This window comes from Streptomyces sp. DG2A-72 (genome assembly GCF_030499575.1).
In the GTDB taxonomy this organism is placed as follows: Bacteria; Actinomycetota; Actinomycetes; order Streptomycetales; family Streptomycetaceae; genus Streptomyces.
The window spans coordinates 9,870,100-9,884,079 of the sequence record NZ_JASTLC010000001.1 but is presented as its reverse complement, the minus strand read 5'-3'; the positions used below and the strand labels follow the sequence as shown (position 1 = coordinate 9,884,079).

The window sequence follows — 13,980 nt, the reverse complement described above, 5'->3', positions numbered from 1 at the left end:
GCGGCATGGCGTGAGGTGCCGCCGACAACGCCATGGTTCGGAAGGGGGGGGCCAGTTGCCGGCGGAGAGGTGTAGGACAAAACTTCATGCGCGGGACGTCAGCGGCCGGCCCTCGCTAAGATCCGCGTCATGGCCGGGCCTTTTCTCGTGATTTCCATCAGGACGCTGCTCGAATATTCACTCGACCCGACTGCGAAGAACGCCGCTGGGCATGTTCAATCGTTCAACAGATTGTTCCAACCGGATGCCCTGGCCCGACTCGATTTCGAACACCGAGGGGTGTACGCGCTCCTGCTGTTCCATCCGACCGCGGATCCCGCCATCGCGGAGTACGTGAACGGGAGCGGAGCCCTGGCATCGGACAGCGGCCCACGGATCATGGTCTTATTCACCCTCGGCGTCCCGGCCCGTGCGCCTGTTGCGCTGCCGGCGGGAAGCCGGGATCCCTGGATGGAGCTCGACCGGGACGTGCATCCGTCGTATGCGATCCTCAGGTCGCTGTTCACACCGAAGGCTCCGCCGGCGATTCCCGGCATCCTCTTTCTGAGCAGTCTCGACGTCGACGAGGAATCGGTGTACGTCCCGCTGGCCGGCCTCCAGGACAGCTCCGAGGCGCGACATCGCATCGCGACGGCATTCTCCGTCGCCGACCAGGCCATTGGCGAGGAACTGCGGCCGAAAAGGTTCGCGGACGACCTCTCGGTCGCACTGCTGCGCGCCCAGGTCCCCTACGTCCGTTCGGACAGAGCATCCACGAGGGAATTCCTCATCCGTGCCTTCCGGGTCGTCTCCCGGCACAGGGGGGACATCGCCACCGCGGTGAATCTCGGAATGGGCAAACCATGACCGACCTCTTCGTCACGAAAGTGCCGTCACTGATGGCGAAGAGCATCGCCGAATACCTGTTCCGCGACCTGATGTTCTTCGGTCGGCTCGGGCTGCCGGCCTCTGGCGGGTCGGCCGCGCTCGAGCCGTTCCTGAGCACGCGGGCGTCGGTCACCATCAAGGTCCTGCAAGTACTCGAGCGCAGCATCGGCCTGCGTTTCGCTCCAGAGTCGAAGGTCGCGTACTGTCAAGTCACCGGTATCGACACGGCGTTGTCCGGTTACACCGACGACCACGGGCCGCTGCCGAGCGAAGTGGCCATGACTCTGCTGGGCTTCTGGCACGTCCAGGCCGAGCTCGGCAAGCCACCCATCCAGGCCCTGGCGGCGGTCCGCGCATTCGCGGACGAGCACGATTTCCCGACCGCGGTCGACTACCTGTTCGACCTCAACCAGTCCGGCTATCTGGGCCCCGGCGCCCTGCACACGCTCGCGGAGGTATTCGCCCTCGGCCGGGCCACGCCCGAGGTGCTCGTACAGCGTGCCTGGTGCGAAGTCGGCAGGCTTCGGGCGTGCGCCGACATCGACGAGTGGACCGGGCAGATGTACGCCTCTGCACCAGCGCTGCACACACTGTGCGCGCTGATCAATGCAGCGGGGCCGGGCGCCGGAATCGCCGTCCGGGCGGCCAGCGCCCAGTTGGAGGAGATCGCCGCCGACCTACCGTGGATTGCCGCCTCCGGCGAGGGGATCGGCATCCTGACGGTGATCGGCAGCGTCATAGTGGGCGCGTCCGCAGGAGAGCAGGTTGCAGGGCCGGAGTGGCGCGAACGCCGGTTCGCCGAACGATCCGCAGTCCCCGAGGAGGTCTACTCCGGACTTCTCGGATCGGACGGCTCCTGGGCCCCAGCCGCGCGCGAACGATGGTTCCAGCTGTCCTGGCGCACCGTCTCGGCGTGGATGGCTCGCTGCCGGCCCGACGAGCAAGTGATGACCATGCGCAGCAGCTACTTCGGCATCGCCGCCGAGTCGATCTATCCCACTGCCGACCGCCCCAAGCTGTCCTCGGCCCTGGCCCCGACCCAGCGGCTCCTGACGAAGCATCGGTACGACAACGCACTCAGCATCATGCGACCGCTGGAAGAGCATTATCCCTACGCCGCCCCGCTCCACTCCCTGATGGCCATCGCATACGACAATTCAGGACGCCACCGGGAAGCCCTGGACAAGGTGATACCTGCGATCGTGCTCATGCCGGGCGAGGCCCAGTTCTGGAACGTCGGCGCACGGATCGCCTACACCAACGGCTGTGAGAGCGACGCGATCGTCATGGAGGCAATCGCCAGAATCATCATTGAGTGAAGCCGCGACCGGCTCGCACCGGCCGATGCGCTCACCTTGATTCCGCGGCAGTCTCCCTGCCACCGCCCTGGGGTGACATGGCGAAGCCCTTCGTTGTTGGTGTGGTGATCTCACTCAGCACACCAACGGCCGGAGGACTTCGTTGGTTCCGTGTCCTGCCTTGCGCGACGTCCCGTATCTCGTGGCTCAACCAGGCCCGAAGGCATGAACTTCACACGCGCTGGCGGAAGTTGGGGTGCTTCAAGCGAGCCCTGCTGGTTCTGGCCCACCTGTGGAGACACGACGGTCCGATCACACCGGCACGTCGGAGCGCCCGGCCAGCTACCGGTCTCAGGAGCCGTCGTCCGCGAAGGGGCCTGCGGCGGTGAAGGCGCGCGTGGCGAAGCGTTCGCCCATACGGCGGTGGGTGGCGGCGTCCGGGTGGAGCTCGTCGGGGAGCGGCAGTTCGGCGTAGTCGGCCTCGCCGTAGAGTTCGCGGCCGTCGAGGTAGTGCAGGTTCGGGTCGTCCGCCGACCGTTGTGCCACGATCCGGGCCAGTTCCTCGCGGATCACGCGCAACGTCAGCTTCCCGCTCGCGCGTTCCGCCGGATCGCCCAGGGCCCCGAACCGCAGTCGGCCCTCGCTGATCTCACTGTAGTCGGGAAAGCAGGGGCCCGGCGTGTCCTCGTGGATGGGGCACAGGATGGGCGAGACCACCAGCAGGGGCACGGTCGGGTGGCCCTCCCGGAGGGTGTCGAGGAAGCCGTGGACCGCGGGACCGAAGGCGCGCAGACGCATCAGGTCGGCGTTGACCACGTTGATACCGATCTTGACGCTGATCAGATCGGCGGAGGTGTCGCGCATGGTGCGGGCGGTGAACGGATCGAGCAGGGCGCCGCCCCCCAGGCCCAGGTTGATCAGCTCCACGCCGCCGAGGCCGGCGGCCAGCGCGGGCCAGGTCGTGCTGGGACTGGCCGCGTCGGAACCGTGGCTGATGGAGCTGCCGTGGTGGAGCCAGACCCTGCGGCCCGGGTCCCGCGCGGGCTCGACGGGGGCGTCGGTGCGCAGGGCCAGGACTTCGGTGGTCTCGTTGTGCGGCAGCCAGATCTCGACGTCCTTGTCGCGCTCGGGCAAACCGGTGAAGCGGAGGGTTCCGGGTGGGCCGGGCTGTATCTCGGCGGTGCCCGCGACCATGTCGACGGTCACGGTGTTTCCGCCCCTGACACTTGCGTGTCCGGCCGGGCGGCCGTCGACGATCAGGTCGTACACGCCGTCCGGGCGGGGCGGCACGCCCACGTAGGCCCGCTTGGTGGGCAGCGTGTCCAGCTGGACCGCGCTGGCGCGGGTGCGGAAGACCAGCCGTACGCCGGAGGGCTGGGACTCGGCCATGGCCAGCTGGGCGTCGGTGCTCTGGGCGCGGGCCCACGCGGGCAGCCGGTGCGGCAGCACCCCGTGTTCGGTGCGCTCCACGTCGAGGGCGCCGCGCAGGAGCCCGGCGGTGACGGGCGTGGTGATCCATTCGTGCTCGGTGTTCATGTCCTCAGCCTGTCGATCAAGGGGTGGGGCGGGCGGGCCAGTTGCGCAGCAGGGTGTCGAGGGCGTCCAGGACCCGTGTCCAGGACTCCTCGCTGTCGGGGGCGCTGTGGCTGAAACCGCCCGCGCCTTCGAGGCTGGCGTAGCCGTGGAAGACGCTGCCCAGCAGCCGCACGGCGTGCGTCTCGTCGGGTTCCGCCAGGTCGTAGCCGCGCAGGATCGCCCGCGTCATCCGGGCGTGCCGGACCCCGGCACTGGCGGCCGCCGTCTCGGGGTCGAGCCTCATCCGGGCAGCCGCGGCCCGGCCGGGGTACTCGTGGGCGTAGTCGCGGTAGACGTTCGCGAACGCGGTCAGGGCGTCCTTGCCGGCCCGCCCGGCGACCGCGTCGGCGGACAGGTCGGCCAGTTCCTCCAGCGCGAACAGGGCGATCCGGGTCTTGAGGTCCTGGGAGTTCTTCACGTGCGAGTACAGACTCGCGACCTTGACGTCGAACCGCCGGGCGAGCTCGGAGACGGTCACCTGCTCGAAGCCGACCTCGTCGGCCAGTTCCGCACCTGCCCGGATCAGGCGTTCTGTCGTCAGGCCCACTCGTGCCACAACCGTCCTCCCGTTCGCCGAAATCGAGTATGCAATTGCCTAAAGGTTTTAGGCAAATCACCCTCACTCTTTCGGCCTCGCCGTGTGGTAGCGGCATCCTGTCGGAAGGTGTCGGTAATCCCCGTGGGGCGCGACCCTGTACGGACTCAGCGTGTGAGCCGTCCCGCCGCGCGGCCGACGTACCGTCAGATCCCAGGAGTCCCTCATCCGCGAACCCCACCGGCACCGCTTCAACGCGGTCATGGTCGCCGGAGCCGGTGCCGCCTACCTCGGTACCGGAGGTCTGGGCGGGTGGGAGTTCGCCGCGGTCGCCGGGCGGGCCGCGGCTGCGCGCTGTGGTGCCTGTCCGGCGGGCTGTCACCGCGCGAGCTCCTCCGCCGGGGAGGGCCCGCTGTCGTCCAGGACCGGGCCGCGTGACGTCCGTGGGCATCGCCGGCGTGCCTCCGATACAGTGTCCCGCCTGGATCACTGGGGAGGGGCTTCGATGCAGGTCAGGGCGGGGATCGCGGGGCGTGGTGCGGTGCATGTGGCGTTGCTGGCGGGGGTGCTGACGGGGTGTTCGCAGGCCGCGCCGAAGGAGCCGGAGGACAAGCAGGCTTCGGCGCCGGCGAGCGCCGACGGGGCGGTTGCCGCCAAGGGGGGCACCATCGGAGCCGAGGGCTCCTCCTGCGAACTCCCGGTCACCTTCGACATCGCCGAGGAGTGGAAGGCCGAGACCGTGGAGGGCGGTCCTGCCGCGGACATCGCCGACACGCTCCTCCATCAGGGCCCGGTCACCCTCGCCTGCGAGATCGACGCGAAGCCCGCGGGGAACATCGGCTACCTCCGCGTCTGGACCGGCGACCCGGCCAAGGACGACGCGCGCACCGCCCTGGAGGCATTCGTCGAAGCCGAGGCCGGCGCGAGCGAGGAGACGTACCGGACGTTCAAGACGGGCGGCCTCGACGGCGCCGAGGTGGAGTACCTCTACACCAGCGAGCTCCTGGACGAGACGAAGAAGGAACGTGCCCTCGCCGTCGTCACATCCGACGGACCGGTCGTCGTGCATCTCGGAGGCCTGGACAGCGAGGAACACGAGGAGATGCTCCCGGCGTATCAGCTCGCCAAGCGGACCCTGCGCGGCAACTGAGCCCGGAGGCCTGGTGCGGCGACCGGGGCCGCCGCGCCGGGCGCGGGTGTCAGGAAGCCGTGCAGGAACCGAGCGTCGGGGCCGCGGTGTTGCCGTTCTTCATGACGGTGAAGCCGAAGCTCGTGGAGGCTCCGGCGGCGAGGGGGCCGTTGCCGCTGGGCGTGCCCGAGCCCTCGATGTCCAGTTCGGTGATCTGTACGTCGGCGCCCAGGTGCGCGAAGCGCCGCAGGTTGGCCTCGTAGTCCGGCGGCACGGGGGACGCGCTGCTGAACTGCGACTGGAAGCCACGCAGTCCATCGGGACGCCGCGTGCCTTTCCCGTGCTGCATGACCTGGGTGATGTGGCTGTTCATCGCCGTTCTCAGGTCGGCCGCACCCCCGTCATGCCTCTGCTCCGGGCGTGGTTGACGATCGGGTCCGCCTACGCTCCCGTGTAGAACGCGATCGTCGCCGCCGTCGTGGCCGCCACGACCTTCGCCTCGGCACCGGAGGCGGCGTACGCGACGCCCCACGCCTCCCCCGAGCGCGTCGCGAACTCCTTGCCCTCGGGCGACTTGTCCCAGGCCTCCGCCCCCTCCCTGCTGATCTCGCCGCCCGCCAGGTGCCTGTCGAGTCCGAGGAGCCCCAGGTCCCAACCGACTCCGACCGCTCCGGGCCCGTACTGGTCCCAGAAGTCGTCCGGCACCACGGCCACATGCTCCAGTTCCAGCACCGTGCGGTCCTCGCCGTCCGGCGTGAGTCGCACCTCGACCTCGCTGAAGCCAGGGTCGGGCCCGTACAGCCAGCTCACGCGCAGCCGGGTCGGCTCGGCGCATTCGAGGATCTCGCCGCCGGCGTTGCCCTCCAGCTGGTAGCGCCCGCCGAGCTTGAGCTCACCGCTGACCGGCAGGAACCAGCGGCTGATCCGCTCGGGCGAGGTCACCGCGTCCCACACGTCGGCAATGCCGGCGTCGAAGGTCCGCCGCAGGAGCACCGTCTTCGCCTCGCCCGCCTCGACCTGGCGGACGCCGACCTCACGGTGGCGACGGTTGATCTCGTCGACGATGTCACTCATCCCCGCTCGCTCCCCTTTCTTCCTCTCTCAGCCTGCGCTCGCGCTTGCCCCGCGCGAGCTCCGTCCCGAGCGCGTCGAGCCGCTGCTCCCAGAACCCCCGGAACCTCTCCAGCCAGGCGTCCACCTCACGCAGCGGCGCGGCGTCGACGGCGTACAGCCGCCGTGTGCCTTCCGCGCGCACGGACGTGAAGCCGCTCTCCCGCAGCACCCGCAGGTGCTGCGAGACGGCCGGCTGGGAGATCCCGAACTCGTCCCGGATCACGGCGCTGATCTCGCCCGACGCCTGCTCTCCGGATGCGAGTAGCTCCAATATCCGGCGCCTGACCGGATCCCCAAGGACGTCGAAGGCGTGCACAGGACCGACTATGCCATCGTCGACTTATATAAGGCAAGGCTTAAATAGAGGCCGCGGTGCCCCGGCCGCATGCCGGGGCCGTGAGCGGTGCCCACGGCCCCGGTCCGTCTCAGACGTGCGGCCGGCGCCCCCGCTCCTGATGCGGGAACGTCTGGTCCGCTCCCGGCAGCGTCGGCTTCGGCAGGGTGGCCACCTCTTCCTTCGCCTTCTCCAGCTGCTCGGCGGTGTCGTCGGGCAGCCGGGGCGGCCGGGGGCGGGCGGCCGAGAAACGGAACGCGGAGGTGAAGTCGCCGAAGGTGGCGCGCCGCCAGTCGGTGATGTTCGGCTCCTCCACTCCCGTGAAGCACTCCAGGAACCGCAGCGCGGAGGTGTGGTCGAACGTCTCCGAGGCCACCCAACCGCCCACCGTCCAGGGCGAGATGACGATGGCCGGGACACGGAAGCCACCGCCGATCGGCAGCCCCTGGACGAACTCGTCCACCGTGCCCGCGGGCGGGGTCGGCGGGGCCACATGGTCGAACAGGCCGTCGTTCTCGTCGTAGCTGAGGATGAAGGCGGTCTTGCGCCACACCTTCGGGTTGGACGCGATCGCCTCCAGCTTGGACGCGACGAAGTCGGCGCCCGCGGCCGGGAGATAGTCGGGGTGCTCCGACTGGTAGCTCGTCGGCATGATCCACGACACCGCCGGAAGGCGGTCGTTGCGAGCATCGTCCTCGAACGTGCCCTCCGGCTGCGGCCGTACGCCCCGCTCGTACAGGTCGGAGCCCGGCTGCGCGTTCTTGAAGGACGCGAACTGCTCCAGCATGTTGCAGCCGTAGTCGTCGTCCTGCTGGTACACCTTCCAGCTGATCCCGGCGGCCTGGAGGCGTTCCGCGTACGTCGTCCAGCGGTACGGCGTCGGCGCCACGTTGCTCAGGATCGGGCCGCCCTGCGTGCCGCCGGGGTCGATGGTGCCGGTCATCCAGTACAGGCGGTTCGGCCAGGTCGGGCCGAACACCGAGCAGAAGTAGTGGTCGCAGATGGTGAAGGTCTCGGCGAGCGCGAACTGGAACGGGATGTCCTCGCGCGTGTAATAGCCCATCACATAGGGGCCGTTGACGCCGTCGGCCTTGCGGTGGGCCGGTAGCCACTGGTCCATCTTGCCGCCGTTCCACGCCTCGTGCTGCACCGACCAGGCGTGGCTCGTGGAGGGGATGGCCTGTGCGCTGGACGTGTGGGTGTCCAGGTGGAAGGGCAGGAGGTAGCCCTTCGGGTTCTCGGCGTCGGGCTGGTAGAAGACGGAGCGTCCGTTGTCGAGCTTGAGTGCGTGCGGGTCGGCGAAGCCGCGGACGCCGGAGAGGGTGCCGAAGTAGTGGTCGAAGGACCGGTTCTCCTGCATCAGCAGCACGACGTGCTCGATGTCGCGCAGTGAGCTGTGCCGCGGCGGTTCGGCGGCCACGGCCTTCTGCAGGCTGGGCGGGAGGAGGGAGAGGGCCGCGGCGCCGCCCAGTGCGCCGGCGGCGGAACCCAGAAGTCTACGGCGGGTCAACTCAGCCATGATTGCCCCTTCTTGAGCGCTTGAGGCGCTCCGCGGTGACGGTCGGCCCGGGTGGGGAGACGGGCCGCCGATCACTCTTCGCCAGGGTCGGCGCCGGGCGTCAGGGGCGGGTGATGAACTTGTCGCCAACGTGCGGGAAGGGGTTGGCCAAGCCGTGACCTGCACTATTGGCTCATTGCCGGGGCGTTGCCCCGCCTTGGGGCACGGATGGCAGGGCCATGAAGTGGTCAGTCCGCGACGCCGTACTCGAGGCAGCAGTGGACGAAGTCCTGGACGGCCGGATGGGTGTCGCCGGCGGGCGCCCAGGCGACGGCCACCTGGCTGGGGCCGATGCCGCTGACGGGGCGGTAGACGATGCCGGGGCGGGCGTAGAAGCGGGCGGCGGATGCGGGGGCGAGGGCGACGCCGTAGCCGTTGGCGATCGCGTTCAGCCAGTCGTCGGGCAGGTCGGTGACGGCGCCGATGCGGACGGGGTGGCCCTCGCGTTCGTCCATGGCCAGCCAGTACTCACGCCACGGGCCGGTCTCGGCCGGCGCGGCGACGAACGGCTCGTCCCACAGATCCTGGAAACGGACCTCGTCGTGGGCGGCGAGGGGGTGGTCCGCGGGCAGGGCTGCCCAGCGCGGTTCGGTGAAGAGCGGCTCCGTGCGCAGTGTGTCCTGTCCCGGGAAGGGAAGCCGTAGCAGTGCCACGTCGACCTCTCCGTCGGCGAGGCCGCCGCTCGGGTCGGACCAGGGAGCCTGGCGCATGTCCGCGCGCCAGCCGGGGCGGCGCCGGGAGAACTCGGCGACGATACGGGGGGTCGCCTCGTTGGCGGCGCTGGCGAGGAAGCCGACGCGCAGCACGCGGGCGGCCCGGCCGGCGGTGCTCTTGGTCTCCCGCAGCACCTGGTCCCACGCGGCCAGCAGGGCGGGCGCCCGCTCCGCCAGGGCACGGCCCGATGCGGTGACGGTCATGCCGGTGCGGGAGCGTGTGAACAGCCGTACGCCCAGCTGGGCTTCGAGTTGCTTGATCTGTTTGGTGAGCGCCGGTTGGGAGACATAGAGGCGTTCCGCGGCACGGGTGAGGGTGCCCTCCTCCGCGACGGCGACGAAGGAGCGCAGCAGCCGGGTGTCCACATCCATGCCGTGAGGTTATAGACGCAGGTATTGGACGTCGCCGAACGGCGCGACGAGGCTGTTCAGCGAGCCGATCGAAGGGAAGCCATCGAAGGGAGGGCGAGACACATGGTCACCGCCTACGTGTTCATCACCGTCATCACGATCCTGGCCAACGCCGCGATCGCGGGCGCCGACTTCGCGAGGGCCCGATTCGTCCTGGCGAACTCGGCCGCGGTGGGGGTCCCGCAGTCGTGGCTTCCGTGGCTCGGTGCGCTCAAGGCCGCGGGAGCCGCCGGTCTGCTCCTCGGTCTGCTCGGGGTCCCGGGCATCGGGATCGCCGCCGCCACGGGGCTCGTGTTGTTCTTCGTGGGCGCCGTGGCCGCGCATGTCCGGCCCCGCGTGTATGCCACGATCGTGTTTCCGGGCGGCTTCCTGGCGCTGGCCGTCGCAGCGCTTGTGCTGGGCGTCGCACGCTGAGCGCTCCGCTGGAAGTGCAGCGATGTGTCGTCGATCGTCTGCGGCGCCGTCGTGGCTCGTCGCGCCCACGCGGCGGAGCCGCATATCGATACAGCCCCGCGCCCCTTGAGGCGCTGCCGAACCGCAGTGGACTTCGCCCGGCCTGCTTGCCTCACTCGACGCGGGTGAGAACCACCGCGATGCTCTCGGGGTAGCGCAGCTCCAGTTGGTTCTTCGACTTCCAGGTGATGGTCTGCGGTACGCCGTGCGGGCAGCCGATGGTGCGCGGGGTGGAGGCGTCGAGTTCCAGTGGGCTCAGGGTCACGATGTTCTTGGTGGCGGACACCAGTTGCGAGGTCCCGTTGCAGCGCCGGTCGATCGACCAGCCGGTGTAGGTGCCGACCTTCGTGCCGACGGCCCCCTGCTTGATGGTCAGCGTGCCCTGGATCTCGGACTTCCACGTGCCGAGGAACTTGCCGGGGACCGAGCGGCTGCCGGGCCGTGCCATGGGCTTGAGGTCGGCCGTCATGTCGCCCATGGTCCAAGTGAGCTTGCCCGCCGAGGACTTGAGGCCGCCGGACCGCCTCAGATCGCATGCGCGCCGGGCGGCGGTGGCGGGAACGGCCTTCACCACGTCGAAGGAGGCGAGTGTCATCGTGTTCCCCTTCTTCGCCCTCAGCCTCGACTCGACCTTGCAGTACGTATCCTTGCTCAGGTACAGAAAGTCGGCGGCCTTCTCCCCCGGCGCGGCGTCCCCGTCGACATCGACGCGCAGATACTCGTGCTCGTCCGAGATCGAGCTGTCCGTGCGCTGCACCAGTCCCGCCCAGGCGCCGTCGAACTTCGCCTTCTGGCCCGTGGAGCCGGAGGTGGAATCGGCGCCGGCCTGCTGATCGTCGGCCGGTTTTCCGTCGGGGAGTTGAGTGAGTACGACGGCGGTGGCGGCCGTGACGGCGACGCCGGTAGCGGCAGCGATCCATGCGGCGCGGCTACGGGAGCGGCGGCGCGGCTTTCGCGTCGGGCCCTCGCTCGACCCGTGGGTCGGGGCCGGGGGCGGCGACGGTGCGATGCGTACCGCCGGAGAGCTTGGCTCCTGTGCGGGGGCGTCCGCGTCGAGGAGTTGGGCCGCGTGCCGCCCGAGCTGGGCGAGCAGCGGACCGGGCAGCCAGGGGTGACCGTTGTCGATGGCGGCGTCGGCGGTCCACGCCAACAGGTGGTCCACCGTGGGCCGCTGGGTCGGGTCCTTCGCCAGACAGGCCCGTACGAGTTCGAGAATTCCCTGCGGTACGCCGGTCAGGTCCGGCTCTTCTTCGGCGATCCGGAACATCACGGCGTGCACGCCGCTGTCCGCCGTTCCGAACGGCATCCGGCCGGTGGCGGCGTATGCGAGGACGGAGCCGACGCAGAAGACGTCGGCGGCGGGGGTGAGGCGCTGCCCGCGTACCTGCTCGGGCGACATGAATCCGGGTGAGCCGATGACGGCCCCGGTGTGGGTCCTCGCGCCGTCGGCCACCATGTCCAGGGCTCTGGCGATACCGAAGTCGATGACGCGCGGCCCGTCGATGGTGAGCAGGATGTTCGAGGGCTTCAGATCGCGGTGGACGAGCGCCGCCCCGTGAATGGCCTGGAGGGCGTGGGCGAGACCGTTCGCGAGGGCCCGCACCGAGTACTCGGGCAGCGGACCGTGTTCCTTGGCGACCACGCTGTGCAGATCCGGGCCCGCTACATAGCCGGTGGCGACCCAGGGAGTGGCGGCGTCGGTGTCGGCGTCCAGGACCGGCGCCGTCCAACTTCCGCCGACGCGCCGGGCGGCGGTCACCTCGAGCGCGAATCTTCGCCGGAATTCCGGGTGTTGGGCGAACTCGGCCTTGACCACTTTCACGGCGACCGTACGCCCGCCCTCGGAGCGCGCGAGATACACGCGGCCCATGCCGCCCGCGCCGAGTCGCGCGAGCATGCGGTAGGGGCCTATGCGGGGCGGATCTTCAGTTGTCAACGCGTCCACCCCGTGCACTCTAGACCAGGCCGAGTCGTCAGACCCGCCGGGGCGACCCCTCGGCCGATGCGGCGGACTCGCCGTCACGAGACACACAGAGGGCCCAGATGATGAAGCCGGAGATCGCGATCATCACGACCGACCAGACCGGGTAGTACGGCAGGGAAAGGAAGTTGGCGATGATGACCAGCCCGGCGATGGCCACGCCCGCGACGCGGGCCCACATCGCGGCCTGGAACAGCCCGAAGCCGACGAGCACCGCGACCGCGCCCAGGGCCAAGTGGATCCAGCCCCAGCTGGTGAGGTCGAACTCGAAGACGTAGTTCTGGGTGGTGACGAAGACGTCGTCCTCGGCGATCGCTGCGATGCCTCGCAGGATGTCGAGGACGCCTCCAATCATGAGCATGACGGCCGCGAAGACGGTCAGGCCGCCGGCCCATGCCTGGCCGGCCGTCCGCGGGTGTGCGGGGTGTGTGGCGGTCATCCTGCTGCCTCGATTCGGTGTGGTCCGGCGACGCTCAGCGGCCGGAGGGGGGTGACGGGGGTCCATAGCTGCTCAGGACCAGTTCCTTCGCCCTGCTGAACTCCTCGTCCGTGATGTCACCGCGGGCACGGATCTCGGACAGCTTGGCGAGTTCGTCCGCGCTGGTGGGCCGGTGCTCGCCGGCGCCGGCGGTCTCCCGGACGTACGTGTCGAAGGCCTCCTGCTGTGCGCGGGCCTGCGCCACCTCGCGGCGCCCCATGTCCTTGCCGCGGGCGACCACGTAGACGAAGACACCGAGGAAGGGCAGGACGATGCAGAACACCAGCCAGCCGGCCTTGGCCCCGCCGCTCAGGTCGTCGTCACGGAAGACGTCGACGATGACCCGGAAGAGCAGGACGAACCACAGGATCCACAGGAAGACCACGAAGATGGTCCAGAAGGCGCTCAACAGCGGATAGTCGTACGCGAGGTACGTCTGCGCGCTCATGTCTCTCCTCCGTCCAGGGCGCTCGCCCGGCAGCCGTTCGTTTTTCAGCGTGCCCGCGGCAAAGAGCAGGTGGCCTCACCCGAGGCGGGTGAGCGTGGGGTCGTCATGGTCCTGCTTCCGCTCGGCCCGGTTCGCCGTCGGCCCGGGCAGCGACGACGGCCAGCGGCGCGAGCAGGAGGGTCAGCACCACGGGGGTTTTGTCCGGGGCCATGGATCCTCCCGGGTCCTGTCTCCCCCCGGGCTATGGAGTTCCGGCGGAGCCACCGGCCCCCGGGACGCCCGCCCTGCGCAGCGCGGCTGGCCAGGCGAAGGCGACCGCCGCCTCGGCCAGGCCGAGCAGGACGAGCCAGAGACCGATCAGCCGGGTCAGCACACGCGCCGACTCGGACGGCAGGGCCAGCACCACGACCCCGGCGACGATGCCGATCACCGCGACGTCGACGACGAAGCCACGGTGGGGCAGGTCTCTGGCGGCGATGGCGTGTGGAGGGTGAGGATGCCGGAGACCAGCCGGACGACCCCGACGATCAGCGAGAGCGCGGCGATGGTCTGCAGCGGGTTCCTCAGGCACAGCACCCCCGCCAGGACATACAGCAGGGCGAGGAGCAGCCGGGTCACTCTTTCGCCCGGCTCTTCGCGGGCGAATGCCTCGACGAACCGGAAGGCCGCCATCACGAGCAGATACAGACCGATCAGGACCGCCAGGACGTGCAGGGTCTCGTCCGGCCAGACCAGGATCAGAATGCCCGGCACGACCGTGGCGATCGCCGATCCGAGGCTCCACGTCCAGGAGCGTCCGAGCGCCGCGAGCGCTTCCGCGGGATCACCCGTCGGTCCGGGGGCCGCCCCGCCCGGCATGTACCCCGGTCCGGTGCGCGGCGCCGGACCACGCGGCACGGTCATGGCTCCTCCTCGCGTGATCGGGCGGATCGCTCCCGGACGGCCGACGGGGCGGCGTACGGAGACCTCACCGGCCAGCGTTCCGCCCTCCGTGGGCGGTCGGGTCACCCGCGGCGGGTGATCCGGGCACACCACCGGGGCGGTGAGGTGGGTGGAACGGACGTGCGCGCTACGCCCCGGCCGACCG

At 69.9% G+C, this 13,980-nt stretch carries 14 protein-coding genes and 2 pseudogenes; 5 read left to right on the top strand and 11 right to left on the bottom strand.

Going from position 1 to position 13,980, the window contains the following annotated elements; translation table 11 throughout:
* Positions 1–129: 129 nt before the first annotated feature.
* Both QQY66_RS46805 and QQY66_RS46800 read left to right on the top strand, forming a co-directional pair.
* Positions 130–846: a hypothetical protein gene (locus tag QQY66_RS46805; RefSeq protein ID WP_301986606.1), complete on the top strand. Its 717-nt coding sequence runs from the start codon at positions 130–132 to the stop codon at positions 844–846.
* A complete protein-coding gene (locus QQY66_RS46800; protein WP_301986604.1) occupies positions 843–2,186 on the top strand; it encodes a hypothetical protein in 1,344 nt (447 codons plus the stop codon). The genes QQY66_RS46805 and QQY66_RS46800 overlap by 4 nt, the downstream gene beginning before the upstream one ends.
* Before the next feature lie 330 nt (positions 2,187–2,516).
* Here QQY66_RS46800 and QQY66_RS46795 read toward each other — a convergent pair whose 3' ends face one another.
* Together QQY66_RS46795 and QQY66_RS46790 are read right to left on the bottom strand one after the other, a co-directional pair.
* A complete protein-coding gene (locus QQY66_RS46795; RefSeq protein WP_301986603.1) occupies positions 2,517–3,701 on the bottom strand; it encodes a GDSL-type esterase/lipase family protein in 1,185 nt (394 codons plus the stop codon).
* A gap of 16 nt (positions 3,702–3,717) precedes the next feature.
* Positions 3,718–4,296 carry a TetR/AcrR family transcriptional regulator gene (locus tag QQY66_RS46790; protein WP_301986602.1) on the bottom strand — a complete coding sequence of 193 codons (579 nt, stop codon included), beginning with the start codon at positions 4,294–4,296 and terminating at the stop codon, positions 3,718–3,720.
* A gap of 205 nt (positions 4,297–4,501) precedes the next feature.
* Between QQY66_RS46790 and QQY66_RS46785 the strand changes: the two are divergent.
* Both QQY66_RS46785 and QQY66_RS46780 read left to right on the top strand, forming a co-directional pair.
* Positions 4,502–4,597 (top strand): annotated as a pseudogene (locus QQY66_RS46785) (DUF6010 family protein); the annotation flags it as partial.
* 183 nt (positions 4,598–4,780) lie between these two features.
* Positions 4,781–5,425, top strand: a complete 645-nt coding sequence (locus QQY66_RS46780) for a lipoprotein (RefSeq protein ID WP_301986600.1) — start codon at positions 4,781–4,783, stop codon at positions 5,423–5,425.
* Between the two features lie 49 nt (positions 5,426–5,474).
* On the opposite strand, the gene QQY66_RS46775 is transcribed toward QQY66_RS46780, so the two are convergent.
* The 5 genes from QQY66_RS46775 to QQY66_RS46755 form a co-directional block, all read right to left on the bottom strand.
* On the bottom strand, positions 5,475–5,777 hold the full coding sequence (locus QQY66_RS46775; protein ID WP_301986598.1) for an endo-1,4-beta-xylanase: 303 nt from the start codon (positions 5,775–5,777) through the stop codon (positions 5,475–5,477).
* 68 nt (positions 5,778–5,845) lie between these two features.
* Complete coding sequence (locus tag QQY66_RS46770) at positions 5,846–6,478, bottom strand: SRPBCC family protein (protein WP_301986596.1); 633 nt, start codon at positions 6,476–6,478, stop codon at positions 5,846–5,848.
* Positions 6,471–6,833 carry a helix-turn-helix transcriptional regulator gene (locus tag QQY66_RS46765; protein ID WP_301986594.1) on the bottom strand — a complete coding sequence of 121 codons (363 nt, stop codon included), beginning with the start codon at positions 6,831–6,833 and terminating at the stop codon, positions 6,471–6,473. The genes QQY66_RS46770 and QQY66_RS46765 overlap by 8 nt, the downstream gene beginning before the upstream one ends.
* 109 nt (positions 6,834–6,942) lie before the next feature.
* Entirely contained in the window at positions 6,943–8,370 is a 1,428-nt protein-coding gene (locus QQY66_RS46760; RefSeq protein WP_301986593.1) for an alkaline phosphatase family protein, read from the bottom strand.
* A 227-nt stretch (positions 8,371–8,597) separates the two neighbouring features.
* Entirely contained in the window at positions 8,598–9,494 is an 897-nt protein-coding gene (locus tag QQY66_RS46755; RefSeq protein WP_301986592.1) for a LysR family transcriptional regulator, read from the bottom strand.
* Positions 9,495–9,596: 102 nt separating this feature from the next.
* On the opposite strand from QQY66_RS46755, the gene QQY66_RS46750 reads away from it, so the two are divergent.
* A complete protein-coding gene (locus QQY66_RS46750) occupies positions 9,597–9,947 on the top strand; it encodes a DoxX family protein (RefSeq protein ID WP_301986590.1) in 351 nt (116 codons plus the stop codon).
* A 151-nt stretch (positions 9,948–10,098) separates the two neighbouring features.
* Here QQY66_RS46750 and QQY66_RS46745 read toward each other — a convergent pair whose 3' ends face one another.
* The 4 genes and pseudogenes from QQY66_RS46745 to QQY66_RS46730 all read right to left on the bottom strand — a co-directional run bounded on the left by QQY66_RS46745 (position 10,099) and on the right by QQY66_RS46730 (position 13,796).
* Positions 10,099–11,931 carry a serine/threonine-protein kinase gene (locus tag QQY66_RS46745; protein ID WP_301986589.1) on the bottom strand — a complete coding sequence of 611 codons (1,833 nt, stop codon included), beginning with the start codon at positions 11,929–11,931 and terminating at the stop codon, positions 10,099–10,101.
* A gap of 28 nt (positions 11,932–11,959) precedes the next feature.
* Positions 11,960–12,406, bottom strand: coding sequence for a hypothetical protein (locus QQY66_RS46740; protein ID WP_301986588.1), 447 nt, complete (start codon positions 12,404–12,406; stop codon positions 11,960–11,962).
* A 34-nt stretch (positions 12,407–12,440) separates the two neighbouring features.
* Positions 12,441–12,893: an SHOCT domain-containing protein gene (locus tag QQY66_RS46735; RefSeq protein WP_301986586.1), complete on the bottom strand. Its 453-nt coding sequence runs from the start codon at positions 12,891–12,893 to the stop codon at positions 12,441–12,443.
* 241 nt (positions 12,894–13,134) lie between these two features.
* A pseudogene (locus QQY66_RS46730) lies at positions 13,135–13,796 on the bottom strand (HdeD family acid-resistance protein).
* Between the last annotated feature and the right edge of the window lie 184 nt (positions 13,797–13,980).

Excerpts from the sequence above, each read along its gene's own strand:
- QQY66_RS46780 (WP_301986600.1), top strand. The coding sequence starts at position 4,781 with ATGCAGGTCAGGGCGGGGATCGCGGGGCGTGGTGCGGTGCATGTGGCG.
- QQY66_RS46770 (WP_301986596.1), bottom strand. The coding sequence starts at position 6,478 with ATGAGTGACATCGTCGACGAGATCAACCGTCGCCACCGTGAGGTCGGC.
- QQY66_RS46760 (WP_301986593.1), bottom strand. The coding sequence starts at position 8,370 with ATGGCTGAGTTGACCCGCCGTAGACTTCTGGGTTCCGCCGCCGGCGCA.
- QQY66_RS46795 (WP_301986603.1), bottom strand. The coding sequence starts at position 3,701 with ATGAACACCGAGCACGAATGGATCACCACGCCCGTCACCGCCGGGCTC.
- QQY66_RS46800 (WP_301986604.1), top strand. The coding sequence starts at position 843 with ATGACCGACCTCTTCGTCACGAAAGTGCCGTCACTGATGGCGAAGAGC.
- QQY66_RS46805 (WP_301986606.1), top strand. The coding sequence starts at position 130 with ATGGCCGGGCCTTTTCTCGTGATTTCCATCAGGACGCTGCTCGAATAT.
- QQY66_RS46755 (WP_301986592.1), bottom strand. The coding sequence starts at position 9,494 with ATGGATGTGGACACCCGGCTGCTGCGCTCCTTCGTCGCCGTCGCGGAG.
- QQY66_RS46775 (WP_301986598.1), bottom strand. The coding sequence starts at position 5,777 with ATGAACAGCCACATCACCCAGGTCATGCAGCACGGGAAAGGCACGCGG.
- QQY66_RS46740 (WP_301986588.1), bottom strand. The coding sequence starts at position 12,406 with ATGACCGCCACACACCCCGCACACCCGCGGACGGCCGGCCAGGCATGG.
- QQY66_RS46750 (WP_301986590.1), top strand. The coding sequence starts at position 9,597 with ATGGTCACCGCCTACGTGTTCATCACCGTCATCACGATCCTGGCCAAC.
- QQY66_RS46735 (WP_301986586.1), bottom strand. The coding sequence starts at position 12,893 with ATGAGCGCGCAGACGTACCTCGCGTACGACTATCCGCTGTTGAGCGCC.